We start from the raw sequence: 14,195 nt of genomic DNA on the forward strand, positions 1-14,195 counted from the left end.
CCGTCAGTTGGTCTTGGCGGGCCGGCTCCGGATCGTGACGGCCCGCGAACGCGAGGCTGCGTGGTACGCCGAGCGCACCGCCTTCACGCGGAGCTTGCGCGGTGCGTCCCACCGCCAGCGCACCCGGAACGTCACCGAGCCGTCGGCCCGCGTCGTCCGGATGCCGCCGACGCGGCGCCACGCACCGTGGTGGCGCACGTAGGCCTTGACGCGCACGCCCGCCTGGGGGAAGAAGCCGTACGGCCGGGCGACCTGCACCGTGGAGCGCACGCGGAGGACGGCGCCGACGCGGGGACGCCTCGGACGCACCGCGACCGACGTGGTCGTGCGCGGCAGCCGGAGAGCGAGCCTGCTCGTCGCCAGCGGCAGCGGGGCTCGACCGGTCGCGGGCCACGTGACCCGGGGCCGGACCGTGAACGTCCCCGCCCTCACCGTCCCGGCGCAGACGCGGAAGGCGCCCCGCCCCGAGGTGCCCTCGCTCGACGGCACGACCGCGCGGTCGACGACACGCCCGCTCGAGGCGACGAGGTCGACGGTGAGCGACCACCCGGACCCCACGTCGCTGAGGGCGTACGAGAAGGGGTGGCTGAAGCAGTTGCGGTAGAGGGTCGCGCTGCTGCTCGTGACCCGGCCGGAAGCGGCGTGGGCGGGGGAGCCGAGGCCGGCCACGACCAGGCCGGTGGTCAGGGCGACGGTGAGCGGTGCGAGCAGACGACGGACAGCCACCGTCCGACCCTACGCGAACTCGGGGGCACGGCCAGCCGATCGAGAGCACACGGCGTGGGCCTTCGTGCCGATACGGTTGACCGTATGGTGTCTCAGCCCAGTCCGGACCGCGAGCGCTCGTCGGCACCGCTGAGGGCCCACAACGCGATCCCGCGCGACCGCGTGCTCGACGCCGCACGGGACATCGTGGTCGACGTGGGTCTTCGCGGTCTCACGATGGCCGACCTCGCGCGCCGCGCCGACGTCTCTCGGGCGACGCTCTACCGCACGTGGCCCAACGCCGACGGGGTCGTGGCCGACCTCTTCACGCGGGAGTTCCGGACGCTGCTGCAGACGGCGATGCGCTCGGTCTCGGGTGACGACGCGCGCTCCATGCTCGTCGCGCTGTCGGTCGCCGTGGTGCGTCTCGCCCGACGCCTGCCGGTCCTGCAGCGCGTGATCGAGCTCGACCCCGGCTTCATCGCGCCCTACCTCCTGCACCGTCGCGGCGCCAGCACCGACGACCAGATGCAGCTGTTGGAGGACCTGATCCGCGACGGTCAGACCGACGGGTCCATCCGGGCAGGAGACGCCGCGGTCATGGCCTCGGCGGTGCTCCTGGACGCGTGGGCGTTCGTGCTCACCGGCCCGGTGTTCGTCGGCGAGGACCACCTCGACGCGCTCGACGCCGAGCTGAGGCTGCAGCTCGACCGCTTCCTGACGCCCTGACGCCGTGAGGCGCCGCTACACGTGCTGGTCGACCTCGGCCCAGAACGCCTCGCGGAGCTGCCACCGGGTCTCCGTCTGGAGCACGCGGTAGCGGTCGTCGCTCGTGGCGACGAGGTCGTTCAGCAGCGTGGAGTCGACGTCGCCGGGGATCGTCGGGCGCGTCGCGACGAGGGCACGGAGATCGGCCTGCGTCGCGGAGTCGAGCCAGTTGCGCACGACGGTCCGGACCACGTCGGGGATCGCCTCGCGGAGGTCGGCGTCGGGATCGCCGCCCGCGCGGCCGCCCTGCCCGGTCGTGCTGCTGTACGCGAGAGCGACCGCCGGCTCGATCGCGGTCGGCTGCCCGACCGGGGGAGCCGGGTGCAGGCGCGCGACGTCGGACGGTGTGGGGATCCGCAGGCGCGGGGCCGTGGTCGCGGGTTCCGCGACCGGCTCCTCCACGACCGGCGCCTCCGCGGGGTTCTCGCGCGGCCGTGGTGACGGCGTCACCGCGCTGCGCAGCAGCTCGATCGGGATGCGCTGGCGCGCGTCGACGACCCGCGCCAGGTTCATCGCGGTCGCGTGGACGCCGATGCGCGACTCGTCGTTGGGGACGTTGAAGAGGGTCACCCGGACCCCGTAGTCCTGCGCCATGTCGACGGCCTCGGTGAGGTCGTCGTCGCCGGAGACGAGGAAGATCTCGGACACGGCACCCTGCAGGGCGAGGTTCACGAGGTCCAGCGCGATCCGGGTGTCGACCCCCTTCTGGGCGCCCTCGTTGTTGACCCGCCCCAGGCGCAGCTTGACGTCGGGCAGGAGCGACACGAGGTTGTGCTCCTCCGAGAGCGCCCGCGCGGCCTGCGCGTTGGCGGCGTCGTACCAGAACACCCGGAGCAGCCGCGTGTCCGTGGTCTCGGCGACCGAGGTCTTGATGCCGGTGACGAGCCGCTCCCAGCTCACGGCGACCGCACGTCGCAGCGAGGTGCCGACGAGCACCTGCGCCGAGGAGGCGAGGAGGTATCCGGCGTCGACGAGGATGGCGTGCCGGTCTGATCGCGCGAGCCGACTCATCTGGCCAGGCTAGTACGCCGCTGGGGGTGGGCGCCGACCTCGGCGGAGCCGCCGTCGGACGCGTACGCTCGGGGTCAGCCGACGCGCGGGGAGGTGGACCGATGCCCGATCGGTGGCGCAGCGCGGTCCCCGACGACTGGCCGCGGCTGGTCGACGGCCACTGTCATCCGGTCTCGTCCGAGGACCTCCCCGACGAGGCGTTCGTCGGCTACCTCGGCGGGCACGCGGCGGTCGACGCCATGTCCGGTGTCGCGCTGCGGCGCTGGTGCTCCCCGGTGATCGACCTCGAGCCGCACGCGAGCCTCGAGGCGTACCTAGAGCGCCGGCGCGCACTCGGCGCCGACGAGGTGAACCGTCGCCTGCTGTCGCGCGCCGGCGTCAGTGACCTCGTGGTCGACGAGCCGACCGGCACCGACGTCGCGGCCACCGTGGCCGCCGCGGACGCGCGCAGCCACCACGTCGTCCGCCTGGAGGACCTGGCGGAGCGGCTGCTCGCCGACGGGACGGAGCCCGGCGCGCTCGCCGACGCCGTCCGCGTCGCTCTCGACGAGGACGGCGCGGTGGCCGCGACGACGCTCGCCGGGGTGCAGGCAGCCGCCGTCCCGGGGCTCACCGCGGGGCCGATGCTCGGCACCCACCCGCCGCTCGACGCGACGTTCGCCGAGCTCGCTGCGGGTGCAGAGCCGGCCGAGCGACGCGAGGACCCGCGCTGGCACACCTGGCTCGCGTTCGCCGCGCTCGACGCGGGGCTCCCGCTCCAGGTGCCGCTCGGTCACGTGCTCGCGCACGGGGGTCCGGTGCTCGGCGACCCGCGGGCCATCGTTCCGTTCCTGCGGGCGAGCGCCGACCGTGGTGCGGCGGTGGTCCTGGTCAACCCGTACCCGCACCACCAGGTCGCCGCGGTGCTCGCCCGCGCGTACCCGCACGTGCACCTCGACCTCGGCCGGATCACCCGGGCGGGTGGCGACCTCTCGGCCCGCGTCGTCGCGGACGTGATCACCGTCGCGCCGTTCTCGCGGCTGCTCTACGCGTCCGACGGCTTCGGCATCGCCGAGCACCATTACCTCGCGGCCGTGCTCTTCCGGCGGGCGCTCGGCGGAGTCCTCCACGAGCTCGTGGTGCGCGACGAGGTCGACCGCGCCACGTCCGACCGGATCATCCGGGCGACGAGCCGCGACAACGCGATGCGCGTCTACGGGATCGACGGCAGCGACGACGGCCGGTGAGCAGCGCGCGCTCCCCGCGGGGAGCGCGCGCGACCCCGGTCAGCTCAGATAGCCCTCGACCTCGTCCGGCGGACGCACCTGCGCGGAGGCCGGGTCCTCGCCGAACTCCGCCTTGGCCCGCCGCTGCCGCAGCAGGTCCCAGCACTGGTCGAGCTGCGTCTCGACGTCGCGGAGCCGCGACAGCTCCGTCTCGGCGTCGGTCTCACCGCGCTCGCGTCGCTCGCGCAGCTCCTTCTCCTCGGCCACGAGCGAGGAGATGGTGCTGAGGATGTCCTGGTCGGTCGTCATGGGCGCCTCCTGTGTCGTCGTGGCCCACGGTAGTCCGCCGGGGAGCGGGCCGGCGACCGATAGGGTGTGAGGAGCAGACGACGAAGGAGTGCGCCACGTGACCGAGGGACCCACCTCAGGGCAGCAGCCGGACGACGACAGGACTCCGGACCAGACGCCGCCCGAGGCGAGCGAGCACGCGACCCCGGCGGAGAGCCCGGAGCCGACGCCGCAGCAGCCGGCCGACGGAGGCTGGGGGTGGCCACCCGCCGAGGAGCCGCCGACCACCCCGTCGTACGGAGAGCAGCAGCCCTCGTACGGACAACAGCCGGGTTACGGCGAGCAGCCGGGTTATGGCGAGCAGCCGCCGTACGGTCAGCAGCCCGGTTATGGCGAGCAGCCGCCGTACGGCCAGCAGCCCGGTTATGGCCAGCAGCCGCCGTACGGACAGCAGTACGGCTACGGCCAGCAGCCCACCTACGGCCAGCAGCCCACCTACGGCCAGCAGCCGCCGTACGGCCAGCAGCCCTACGGCGCGTACGGCGCCCCGTACGGCTACGACCCGCAGGCCAAGAGCAAGCTGGTCGCCGGACTGCTGGGCATCTTCCTCGGTGGGCTCGGCATCCACCGCTTCTACCTCGGCTACACGACGATCGGCGTGGTCCAGATCGTCGTCACGATCCTGACCTGCGGCATCGGCGCGATCTGGGGCTTCGTCGAGGGCATCCTCTACCTCGTCGGCGCCAACGGCTGGACGGCGGACGCCTCGGGACGTCCGCTGAAGGAGTGATGGCGCCGGCAGGCTCCCGGCCGTTCGCCCGCCGGGCCGCCGGGGCGTTCGCGGTCCTGGTCTCCGTCGGCGCGCTGAGCGCCTGCGGCGGTTCCGACGACGACGGCCCCAGCGGCTGCCTCGGCACGGCCGACGGTGGCACGGTCGTCGTCCAGGGCAGCAACACCCCGCTGGCCGACGGCGTGAGCGCGGGGGTTGGCTCGATCGACGTCGACCCCGACGAGGCGACCGCGATCCTCACCATCACCACCGGCGCCGATCCGGCAGGAGTGCGCTCCGTCCCGGTGACCGTCGGGACGGCGTTCGACGCCGCCGGCCAGAAGCTGGCGGTGACGCAGATCTGCCGCGGCTCCGTGACCGTCGACACCGCCACCTGACGCGGCCGGCACCTCACCCGCAGACGACCGAGCCCCGCCTTCGTCCGAAGGCGGGGCTCGACGTCGTTCGGGGGAGGGCCCAGTCAGCCCTTGTCGCCGAACATGATCTCGTCCCACGACGGGACCCGACGGCGCTCGCGGCGTCGCGGGGCCCGCTTGCGCGGCTGGTCGTCCGCGGTCTCCGTGTCGTCCGCGGCGGTCTGCGTCGCGGGCTCCTCGGCGGCAGGCGCAGCGGGGGAGGTGCTCTGGCGATCGCGGGCAGGCTCCTCGGGGCGCGGCTCGTCGCGTCGCGCGACCGGGGCGCCGGCCGAGGCGGAGGCGGCCTCGCGCTCGTCGGCCTCGTCGAGCTCGAGGGTGGGCTCACCGCCGTCGACCACACCGGGGATGTCGTTGAGGCTCAGCTGCTCGTCGGCGCGTTCGCTCGCCGCGGCGGCCCGGCGTGCCCGCGCGTGCCGGAGCGACGTGACTCGCGGGTCGGACTCGAGCTCCACGACGTCGACCGGACGCGAGACCGCGTCGGCGATCGCCGTCTCGGTCGCATCAGGCACGTCGCCGACCAGCTCGCGCGCACCGGCGTCCTCGGCGAACGTGTAGCGCCCCGCAGGGTCGAAGACGTAGTCCGCGGTCACCGCACCGGCGCGCACCGTGACCGTCCAGCGGGCGTCGTCGCGGCGGTAGGAGTCCCACGAGGCGGACTCGGGGTCGAGACCGCGGCCGCGCAGGGTCGCGTCGACCGACTCGCCCAGCGTCAGCGCGTTCGACTGCGCGTGCTTGCGGCGTACGGTCGCCCCGCGGGCACGCTCCGCCATGTGCTCGCGCTCGGCGAGCACCGGGTAGGCGTAGCCCATGATCCTGTCCACCGACAGCTCCGCCGCGGCCGCCACCTCCTCCGGTGACTCCCCACGGCGGATCCGAGCCTGGATGTCTCGCGGACGCAGTGCACTGTCCATCGCTATCTCCAACTGGCCGAGTCGTGCCCGGTCGTTCCTGAGGGTGGCGCGCAGCCGGTCGTCGGCCGGGACGCGGAACAGCTCACCGACCGGGCCTCGCAGGACCAGGTAGCGCTGGTCCTCGCTCAGCCCCACCACGGTGAGGTCTCGCATGCTGTCCGCCTCCGCCCTTCGCGCCTCGTACCAGCCCCAGTCTCGACTGCTTGCCCGGTCAATCCAAGCAAGCGCGCCGGGGCACCCGTCGTTCGGGACCTTGTCGCAGACGCCACGACGCTCGCGCGGCGCTCGGTCGGTCCCGTACGCCGCTGCGGGATCACGCTACCGTCAGGACGTGTCCACCGCGCTCGTCGTCCTCGACCTGGTCGGGATCGCCGCGTTCGCGCTGTCGGGGGCGCTGGTCGCGGTGCGCAAGCCGCTCGACGTCTTCGGGGTGCTCGTCCTCGCGGGTGCGACCGGGCTCGGCGGTGGGTTCCTCCGCGACGTCCTCATCGGCGCCACACCACCGGCGGCGCTCCAGGACTGGCGCTACCTGCTCGTCCCGTTCGTCGCGGGGCTGGTCGCGTTCCGGTTCCACCCGGCGCTCGGTCGGGTCGAGCGGGAGATCGCCGTCTTCGACGCCGCGGGGATGGGCCTGTTCTGCGTCACGGGTGCCGTGAAGTCCCTCGAGTACGGCCTCGAGCCGCCGGCCGCGGCGCTGATGGGGATGGTCACCGCGATCGGCGGCGGCGTGATCCGGGACGTGCTGGCCGGCCGGGTCCCCGTCGTGCTGCGCGAGGAGCTGTACGCGTTCCCCGCCCTGCTGGGCGCGATCCTCGCGGTCACCGCCGACGAGGCCGGGCTGCACGGCGGGTGGGTGCTGATCCCGGGAGCGGTCTTCGCGTTCACCTACCGGATGGTCGCGCTGCGCCGGGGCTGGCAGGCGCCCCTGCCGCCGGGGATGGACGGCTACTGAGCCGAGCCGGCCGTCAGCTCCGCGTCGCCTCGGCGTCGGACGGGACACCGGGCGCAGCGACCGGCGGTGCGACGCGGACGACCCACGCTCCGGCGATCGCGAGGAAGCCGGCGCCCAGGCAGACCAGGTAGCCCCAGGACGGCGCCCCGTGGTCGACGACCCACCCCGACACGGCGGCCCCCGGCGCGACGCCGGTGGCCAGGCCGGTCGTGAACCACGCGATGCCCTCCGTGAGGCGCGCGCGGGGCACGCCCTGCTCGACCAGGCGCGTACAGGCGACCATGCTCGGCGCGATCGCGAAGCCGGAGACGAACAGCGCGACCGCCACGAGCGGGAGCGCGGACGTCAGCAGCAGCGGCACGATGCTGAGCGTCAGCACCGCCGTCGTGATGCGCAGCTGGGTGAGGGAGGAGATGCGCGGCGGGCGGGCACCGACGAGGAAGCCCGCGATCAGGCTGCCGGCCGCCCAGATCGCCAGCAGGACCCCGGCGAGCTCCTTGTGGCCGCCGTGCTCGGCGACGGCGACGGTCACGACCTCGGCGGCACCGAAGAGGATGCCGAACCCGACGCCGGCGCCGACGAGCGGCACCAGCAGGGCGAGCGGGAGACGGCCCCGCTGCGGACCCGAGTCGTCGCTCCGGCGGCCTGACGGCGGCTCCGTACGGCGCTGCACCGCGAGCGCGATCGACCCGGACACGCCCGCGACGCCGGCGACGACCAGCCCGACGTACGGGTTGATCATCGTGGCGAGGAACGTGACCACGACCGGCCCGACGATGAAGACGACCTCGTCGAGCACCGCCTCGAGGGCGAACGCGGTCGGGATCATCGACGGCTCCGCGTTGTGCGTCCACCGGGCGCGGACCATCGACCCGGCCTGGGGGAGTGCCAGCCCGGCGAGCGCGGCGCACAGGTGCGGGACGGGCGCGGGCGCCTCGGCGTGGACCGCGAGGAGCCCGAGCGCCAGCCCGAGCCCGAACAGCGCGGCGGTCCCCGGGAGGACGCGGTGCTGCCCGAAGCGGTCGGTCAGGCGGCCCTGCAGCGGGGCGCCGACGGCGTTCGCGATCACGGCGGCCGCGGAGATCGTGCCGGCCTTGCCGTAGGAGCCGGTCTGCTCCGAGACCAGCAGCACGAGGCCGAGACCCAGCATGGAGATCGGGAGGCGGGCGACCAGCGCGGCGGAGGTGAAGGCGGGGGCACCAGGGACCGCGAGAATCCGGCGGTACGAGTCGAGCACGGCTTCCTTCGGAGACGGCGTCGAGAAGACGGTGTGGCGGAGGAGACAGCCCCCGGGCGCCCTGGCGGGGTCGCTCCTGCAGCCTAGCCCGTGCCTTGGAAGGATGGCGCCATGGATGGACCCGCTGCCGACACCCGCCCTTACGACGCCTTCCTCCTGGTCTCGTTCGGAGGCCCGGAGAAGCCCGACGACGTCGTGCCCTTCCTCGAGAACGTGACCCGGGGCCGAGGGATCCCGCGGGAGCGTCTCGTCGAGGTGGGGGAGCACTACTTCTCCTTCGGCGGCCGGTCGCCGATCAACGACCAGAACCGCGACCTGATCGCCGTGCTCCAGCTCGAGCTGCGCTCGCACGGCATCGACCTCCCGATCTACTGGGGCAACCGCAACTGGGACCCGTACCTCACCGACACGCTCGCCGCGATGCGCGAGGAAGGGGTCGAGCGGGCGGTGTGCCTGTTCACCAGCGCGTACACGTCGTACTCCGGCTGCCGCCAGTACCGCGAGAACCTGTACGACGCCACGGCCGCCGTCGGCGAGGGTGCGCCGCGGCTGGACCGCGTCCGCCACTACTTCAACCACCCGGGCTTCGTGGCGCCGTTCGTCGACGGCACCGTCGGCGCGCTCGACCAGCTCGCCCGCGAGGGCTTCGACACCGCGACGACGCGCCTGGTGTTCGTCACCCACTCGATCCCGGACGCCATGAACGAGGCGAGCGGCCGCGGTGTGCGCGACGGCGAGACGACCGGGGGAGAGGCGTACGTGCGCGAGCACCGCGACGTGGCCGCGCAGGTGGCCGCCCAGGTCGCCGAGCGCACCGGCGTCGACCGGGACCACGACCTCGTCTACTGCTCGCGGTCCGGCTCCCCGCACGTGCCGTGGCTGGAGCCCGACGTCAACGACCACCTGCGGGAGATCGCCGCCGATGGCGTCGCGTCGGTCGTCGTCGTGCCGATCGGCTTCGTCTCCGACCACATGGAGGTCGTGTACGACCTGGACACTGAGGCGAAGGCGACCGCGGAGGAGGCCGGCCTCGGCTTCCGGCGGGTCCCGACGCCGGGCGTGGACGCCCGCTTCGTCGGGGCGATCCGCGACCTGATCGTCGAGCGGGCGGCGCAGGCGCGCGGCGAGGACCCCGAGCAGCAGGTGGTCGGGGACCTCCCGCCGAGCTGGACGGTCTGCCCCGTCGGCTGCTGCGCCAACCTCCGCGACCCGCAGCGGCCGGCGCTGCTGGGAGCCGACGGGTGACGCCGCGTCCGACGGGCGAGGCTCTCGTCGCCCTGGCGCTCACCACGGCACGCGCCGCGGCGGCAGCGGTCCGGGCCAGTCGTCCGGAAGGCCGCGTGGAGGTTGCGGCGACCAAGTCGAGCCCCACCGACCCCGTCACCGAGATCGACCGGGCGACCGAGCAGCTGATCCGCGAGCACATCGCCGCGGAGCGGCCCGACGACGCGTTCCTGGGCGAGGAGGGCGGGGAGAGCCACGGTGGGTCCGGTGCGACCGGCGTGCGCTGGGTGGTCGACCCGATCGACGGCACCGTGAACTTCGTCTACGGCCTGCCGCAGTCGGCGGTCGCGATCGCGGCCGAGGTCGACGGCGAGGTGGAGGCGGCGGTGGTGGTCGACATCACGACCGGCCACGAGTACACCGCCGTCCGCGGGGCGGGGGCGTACCTGCGGGAGAGCCCGGCCCGCGAGGCCGTCCGCCTGCGCGCGGTCGCCCCGTCGTCGGCGGCGCAGGCGCTGGTCGCGACGGGCTTCAACTACGTCCCGGAGGTCCGGGCGCGCCAGGCGGCCGCGGTGGCGCGGATGCTGCTCGAGGTACGTGACATCCGTCGCATGGGGTCGGCCGCCCTGGACCTCTGCGCGCTCGCCGCGGGGCGGTTCGACGCCTACGTCGAGCAGGGCCTCGCGCCGTGGGACATCGCCGCGGGAGGCCTCGTCGCCCGGGAAGCCGGGGTCCTGCTGACCGGACTCGACGGGCCGCCGGACGGACGGCTCGTCGTCGCGGCCCCAGAAGCCTTCGCGGAGGAATTTCTGCGGCTCGTCCGCGCTTGTGGCTTCTGAAGTTGGGTCGCGCCGATCCGTGTGGCACAATCTGCGCGCCTGAAGGTTACGGAATTGGGATGAACCCGACCCTCGGAGGTCGGGTGTGAGACGTCAGAGGAGGGTTCATGGCGACCGATTACGACGCTCCTCGGAAGACCGAAGAAGAGCAGTCGGAAGACAGCATCGAGGAGCTCAAGGCTCGCCGGCACGAGAAGAACTCGGGCAAGGTGGACGAGGACGAGGTCGAGGCGGCGGAGTCGTTCGAGCTCCCCGGTGCCGACCTGTCGCACGAGGAGCTCTCGGTCCAGGTGCTTCCGCGCCAGTCCGACGAGTTCACGTGCACCTCGTGCTTCTTGGTGCACCACCGCAGCCAGCTGGCCCGTGAGAAGGGCAACCAGCTGATCTGCGTCGACTGCGCCTGACCTCGGCGCCCGTCGGCCGCGCATGACAGGCCGTGCCGACGGCGCTCGACCAGGCGCGAACGGACAACGCCCCCGCACCGCATCGCGGTCCGGGGGCGTCGCCGTGTCCGGGTGGTGTCAGGCCTTCGGCCGCTTGACGCCCGGCGGCAGCTCACCGGTCGAGCGCACCCAGTAGCTGACCGCCTGCCGGTTGAGGACGACCTTGATCAGTCCCGCGCTCGCGCCCGCCAGCACTGCCCACGCCACGGCCTCGCGGGTCGCCATCGCGGGATCGCGGGACGCGTCCTCCGTCGGGGGCTTGCGTCCGGTCGCAGCCCGCCACACGAGGGTGGCCGCCTGGGTGGCGATGACGCCGGCGGCGATCGTCGCGGTGCGGTCCATCAGCTTCCACGCCGCCTTGCTCGGCCCCTTCTTGCGCTTGCCGCCCTGGGCGGTCGGGGCCTTCTTCGTGCTGCGCGCCACGCTCGTCCTTCCCTTCGTCACCGTCGTACGGAACCGTCTGCTCCGAACGTTATCCGGTCAGCCGCGCGCGCGACGGGCGCCGAGGGCGTCGGCGAGCTCGTACGGGTGGCGGCTCCCGATCAGCCAGTACGGCGTGGGGTCGCGCGGGTCGGTGACCTCGACGCGGACGGCGGTGGCGATATAGGGCCGGACGAGGAAGAACGCGCGGGCGTCGGCCTCGGGCCCGTGCAGGGCCCGGGTCTGCGCGGCGTCGAGGACGGTGACCTCGCCGCAGTAGACCAGCGGGAGGCGCGCGGCGCCGGCGCGGAGGTGCACGTTGGAGACCTCCACGGCCGCACCGCCGTACTGGACGAGCCCGGCCGCCACGGCGCCCGCGGCGACCACGCCGGCGAGGACCGCGACCCACATCGGCGTCGCGAGCACGAAGATCCACCAGACGATGAGGGCGAGGCCCGCACCCGCCAGCCACCACGACGCCGGGACGCTGAGGTGCTCGCGGTACGACGGCGCGTCGGCCTCACGGGTCATGCGACAAGGTTGCCATGCCGGTAAGGGTGGCCTGACCGGTAGGGTCGTCGTCCATGGTCGAGGTGATGCTGAGCCGTCTGGACCCGTCGATCCCGCTCCCGTCGTACGCCCACCCCGGGGACGCCGGGGCGGACCTGTGCACGACGGTGGACCTGACGCTCCACCCGGGGGAGCGGGCCCTCGTCCCGACCGGGATCGCGATCGCCCTGCCCGTCGGCTACGTGGCGCTCGTCCACCCGCGCTCGGGCCTTGCGGCGCGGGCGGGTCTGTCGATCGTGAACGCGCCCGGCACCGTCGACGCGGGGTACCGTGGCGAGATCAAGGTGTGCCTGGTCAACCTCGACCGGAGCGAGTCGATCGTCCTCGCGCGCGGCGACCGGATCGCCCAGCTGGTCCTCCAGAAGGTCGAGCAGGCGGAGTTCCGCGTCGTCGACGCCCTCCCGGAGTCCGCGCGTGGTGACGGGGGGTACGGTTCGACCGGTGGGTTCGCCGTGACGTCGACCACCTGAAGACCCGTCCGGCCCGCCGCGCGCGGGCCCGCCAACCAGACGAGAGGAGTGCGGTGATGTTCGGTCGTCGCAAGAAGGCGCACGACGACGCCGCACCGGAGGCCACCAGCGCCCCCGACGGCACCGTCGAGGCGGAGGAGACCTCCGCCGAGGAGACCGCGCCGGCGGAGTCGGTGCCCGCCGCTCCCGCGTACGACCGGTCGTCCGGCCCGTGGGACGCCTCGGAGCGCGACATCCCTGAGGACGACCCGACCTACGTCGACGTGGGCGCCATGATCGTCCACGGCCGGGTCGGGCTCGACCTGCAGATCCCCACCGACCCCGAGACCGGTGCTGCGACCTCTGTCGTCGCGATCGGCGAGGAGAGCGCGGTCGAGCTGCGGGCCTTCGCGGCGCCGCGCAACGCCGGGCTGTGGGACGACATCCGCCCCGAGATCGTCGCGGAGGTCGAGCGCGTCGGCGGCAAGGTCGAGGAGGTCGACGCGTCGTTCGGCCGCGAGCTGCGCGTCCAGGTCCCCGTCCAGGCTCCTGACGGCCGCCAGGGCGTCCAGGCCAGCCGCATCATCGGCGTCGACGGCCCCCGCTGGCTGCTGCGGGCGACCTTCATGGGCAAGCTCGGCGAGACGTCCGACCCCGAGAGCCTGCTGGAGCAGGCCGTGCGCGACCTCGTCGTCGTGCGGGGAGACTCGCCGATGCCGCCGCGCGAGCAGATCCCCGTCGTCGTCCCCGCCGGGGCCGTCCGCGCCGAGTCGCCGACCCGAGAGGCGTGAGGCGACGCCACGAGGCCCGTCCGCGACCTACCCTGGAACCATGACCAGCACCACCGGCAAGCTGTGGAGCCGTGCGCGTGAGCGCATGAGCGGCTTCACCGACCGCGCCGACGACGCCGTGCTGCGCGAGGAGGCGGTCGAGGCCGGCTGCCTGCCCGTGTGCGACCAGCGCGTCGGCGACGTCGTCACGGTGCACGGCGAGCTGCGCACGGTGACGTTCAAGCCGCGCTCGGGAGCGCGCGCCCTCGAGGCCGCGCTGTACGACGGGTCGGGCTCGCTGACCCTCGTGTGGCTCGGGCGCAACCGGATCCCGGGCATCGAGGCCGGGCGGGCGCTGACCGCGACGGGACGCCTCGGCCTGCGCGACGGCACCCGCGTCATCTACAACCCCCGATACGAGCTGAGTCGATGACCTCACACGCCGGCGATCCCCTCGACTCCGACGGGCGCACCGACGCCGATCATCCGCACGGGGAGCCGGCGGCCACCCCGGTGACCGTCGAGCAGGTCGTGCGTGCCCAGCTGGCGAAGGCGCTCGGCGGCGTGCGCGGGATGCTCGAGGCAGCCGTGCCGACCGTCGGCTTCACCGTCAGCTGGCTGGTCACCCGCGACCTCAAGCTGGCCCTGGGGATCAGCGTCGGCCTCGCCGTCGTCCTGCTCGTCGTCCGGGTCGTCCAGCGGAGCACCGCGCAGTTCGTCCTCAACTCGCTGTTCGGCATCGGCATCGCGGCGATCTTCGCACTCCGCTCGGGCGAGGCGCGCGACGCGTTCCTGCCCGGTCTCATCTACAACGGGGCGTACGCCGTCGTCCTCGTGCTCACGGTCGTGATCGGCTGGCCGCTGGTCGGGTTCATCGTCGGCAGCGTGACCGGCGACCCCACCGCGTGGCACCGGGACCGCGCGCTCGTGCGTCTCTGCTCGCGGCTCACCCTGATCCTCGCGCTGCCGTGCGCGCTGCGCGTCGCGGTGCAGTACCCGCTGTGGGCCGGCGACCACGTGGCGCTGCTCGGCACCGCCAAGATCGTGATGGGGTGGCCGCTCCAGATCGCCACGCTGGCCGCGATGGTCTATCTGCTCGGCCGCAACCACACGCCGGTCAGCGACCCGGAGGCGGCCGGCAAGCTGCTCTCCCGCGAGGCGCTGGAGATCCAGCCCAAGCTGCAGCCGCGGGACTGA

The 14,195-nt window shown here is 73.8% G+C and carries 19 protein-coding genes; 12 read left to right on the plus strand and 7 right to left on the minus strand.

The annotated features are described in order from the left end of the window. Positions 1-3: 3 nt before the first annotated feature. On the minus strand, positions 4-726 hold the full coding sequence (locus ACQSSQ_RS22615) for a hypothetical protein (RefSeq protein WP_431329410.1): 723 nt from the start codon (positions 724-726) through the stop codon (positions 4-6). 84 nt (positions 727-810) lie between these two features. Here ACQSSQ_RS22615 and ACQSSQ_RS22620 point away from each other — a divergent pair, with 84 nt between their 5' ends. Then, on the plus strand, positions 811-1,434 hold the full coding sequence (locus ACQSSQ_RS22620; RefSeq protein ID WP_431329411.1) for a TetR/AcrR family transcriptional regulator: 624 nt from the start codon (positions 811-813) through the stop codon (positions 1,432-1,434). A 15-nt stretch (positions 1,435-1,449) separates the two neighbouring features. Here ACQSSQ_RS22620 and ACQSSQ_RS22625 read toward each other — a convergent pair whose 3' ends face one another. Continuing rightward, entirely contained in the window at positions 1,450-2,484 is a 1,035-nt protein-coding gene (locus ACQSSQ_RS22625) for an NYN domain-containing protein (RefSeq protein ID WP_431329412.1), read from the minus strand. 101 nt (positions 2,485-2,585) lie between these two features. On the opposite strand from ACQSSQ_RS22625, the gene ACQSSQ_RS22630 reads away from it, so the two are divergent. Continuing rightward, positions 2,586-3,710: a hypothetical protein gene (locus ACQSSQ_RS22630; RefSeq protein ID WP_431329413.1), complete on the plus strand. Its 1,125-nt coding sequence runs from the start codon at positions 2,586-2,588 to the stop codon at positions 3,708-3,710. 39 nt (positions 3,711-3,749) lie between these two features. Here the strand turns inward: ACQSSQ_RS22630 and ACQSSQ_RS22635 are convergent, their stop codons facing one another. Beyond that, positions 3,750-3,998: a DUF2630 family protein gene (locus ACQSSQ_RS22635; protein ID WP_431329414.1), complete on the minus strand. Its 249-nt coding sequence runs from the start codon at positions 3,996-3,998 to the stop codon at positions 3,750-3,752. Positions 3,999-4,095: 97 nt separating this feature from the next. Here ACQSSQ_RS22635 and ACQSSQ_RS22640 point away from each other — a divergent pair, with 97 nt between their 5' ends. Both ACQSSQ_RS22640 and ACQSSQ_RS22645 read left to right on the plus strand, forming a co-directional pair. Further along, positions 4,096-4,767, plus strand: a complete 672-nt coding sequence (locus ACQSSQ_RS22640; RefSeq protein WP_431329415.1) for a TM2 domain-containing protein — start codon at positions 4,096-4,098, stop codon at positions 4,765-4,767. Next, entirely contained in the window at positions 4,767-5,144 is a 378-nt protein-coding gene (locus ACQSSQ_RS22645) for a hypothetical protein (protein ID WP_431329416.1), read from the plus strand. Before ACQSSQ_RS22640 ends, ACQSSQ_RS22645 begins: the two co-directional genes overlap by 1 nt. A gap of 83 nt (positions 5,145-5,227) precedes the next feature. Here the strand turns inward: ACQSSQ_RS22645 and sepH are convergent, their stop codons facing one another. Further along, entirely contained in the window at positions 5,228-6,247 is a 1,020-nt protein-coding gene (sepH, locus tag ACQSSQ_RS22650; RefSeq protein WP_431329417.1) for a septation protein SepH, read from the minus strand. Positions 6,248-6,425: 178 nt separating this feature from the next. Between sepH and ACQSSQ_RS22655 the strand changes: the two genes are divergently transcribed. Continuing rightward, positions 6,426-7,046, plus strand: coding sequence for a trimeric intracellular cation channel family protein (locus ACQSSQ_RS22655; protein ID WP_431329418.1), 621 nt, complete (start codon positions 6,426-6,428; stop codon positions 7,044-7,046). A 13-nt stretch (positions 7,047-7,059) separates the two neighbouring features. Here ACQSSQ_RS22655 and ACQSSQ_RS22660 read toward each other — a convergent pair whose 3' ends face one another. Further along, positions 7,060-8,283 (minus strand): MFS transporter, encoded by a 1,224-nt coding sequence (locus ACQSSQ_RS22660; protein ID WP_431329419.1) that lies wholly within the window; start codon positions 8,281-8,283, stop codon positions 7,060-7,062. Between the two features lie 111 nt (positions 8,284-8,394). Between ACQSSQ_RS22660 and ACQSSQ_RS22665 the strand changes: the two genes are divergently transcribed. The 3 genes from ACQSSQ_RS22665 (at position 8,395) to ACQSSQ_RS22675 (ending at position 10,750) form a co-directional block, all read left to right on the plus strand. Further along, entirely contained in the window at positions 8,395-9,528 is a 1,134-nt protein-coding gene (locus tag ACQSSQ_RS22665) for a ferrochelatase (RefSeq protein WP_431329420.1), read from the plus strand. Continuing rightward, complete coding sequence (locus ACQSSQ_RS22670) at positions 9,525-10,346, plus strand: inositol monophosphatase family protein (RefSeq protein ID WP_431329421.1); 822 nt, start codon at positions 9,525-9,527, stop codon at positions 10,344-10,346. The genes ACQSSQ_RS22665 and ACQSSQ_RS22670 overlap by 4 nt, the downstream gene beginning before the upstream one ends. Positions 10,347-10,453: 107 nt before the next feature. Next, positions 10,454-10,750 (plus strand): DUF4193 domain-containing protein, encoded by a 297-nt coding sequence (locus ACQSSQ_RS22675; protein WP_149771276.1) that lies wholly within the window; start codon positions 10,454-10,456, stop codon positions 10,748-10,750. Positions 10,751-10,867: 117 nt separating this feature from the next. Here the strand turns inward: ACQSSQ_RS22675 and ACQSSQ_RS22680 are convergent, their stop codons facing one another. Continuing rightward, complete coding sequence (locus ACQSSQ_RS22680; protein WP_431329422.1) at positions 10,868-11,212, minus strand: DUF4235 domain-containing protein; 345 nt, start codon at positions 11,210-11,212, stop codon at positions 10,868-10,870. Between the two features lie 57 nt (positions 11,213-11,269). After that, positions 11,270-11,740 (minus strand): DUF3093 domain-containing protein, encoded by a 471-nt coding sequence (locus tag ACQSSQ_RS22685; RefSeq protein ID WP_431329423.1) that lies wholly within the window; start codon positions 11,738-11,740, stop codon positions 11,270-11,272. Between the two features lie 53 nt (positions 11,741-11,793). Here ACQSSQ_RS22685 and dut point away from each other — a divergent pair, with 53 nt between their 5' ends. From dut to ACQSSQ_RS22705, 4 genes are read left to right on the plus strand one after another with little or no spacing between them, the layout of a single operon-like run. After that, complete coding sequence (gene dut, locus ACQSSQ_RS22690) at positions 11,794-12,249, plus strand: dUTP diphosphatase (RefSeq protein WP_431329424.1); 456 nt, start codon at positions 11,794-11,796, stop codon at positions 12,247-12,249. Between the two features lie 56 nt (positions 12,250-12,305). Continuing rightward, the gene (locus ACQSSQ_RS22695; RefSeq protein WP_431329425.1) at positions 12,306-13,019 is read left to right on the plus strand and encodes a DUF3710 domain-containing protein; all 714 of its coding nucleotides are present in this window, start codon (positions 12,306-12,308) and stop codon (positions 13,017-13,019) included. A gap of 40 nt (positions 13,020-13,059) precedes the next feature. Further along, positions 13,060-13,431 carry an OB-fold nucleic acid binding domain-containing protein gene (locus ACQSSQ_RS22700; RefSeq protein WP_431329426.1) on the plus strand — a complete coding sequence of 124 codons (372 nt, stop codon included), beginning with the start codon at positions 13,060-13,062 and terminating at the stop codon, positions 13,429-13,431. Next, a complete protein-coding gene (locus tag ACQSSQ_RS22705; protein ID WP_431329427.1) occupies positions 13,428-14,195 on the plus strand; it encodes a DUF3159 domain-containing protein in 768 nt (255 codons plus the stop codon). Before ACQSSQ_RS22700 ends, ACQSSQ_RS22705 begins: the two co-directional genes overlap by 4 nt.

This window comes from Mumia spirodelae (genome assembly GCF_050632745.1).
In the GTDB taxonomy this organism is placed as follows: domain Bacteria; phylum Actinomycetota; class Actinomycetes; order Propionibacteriales; family Nocardioidaceae; genus Mumia.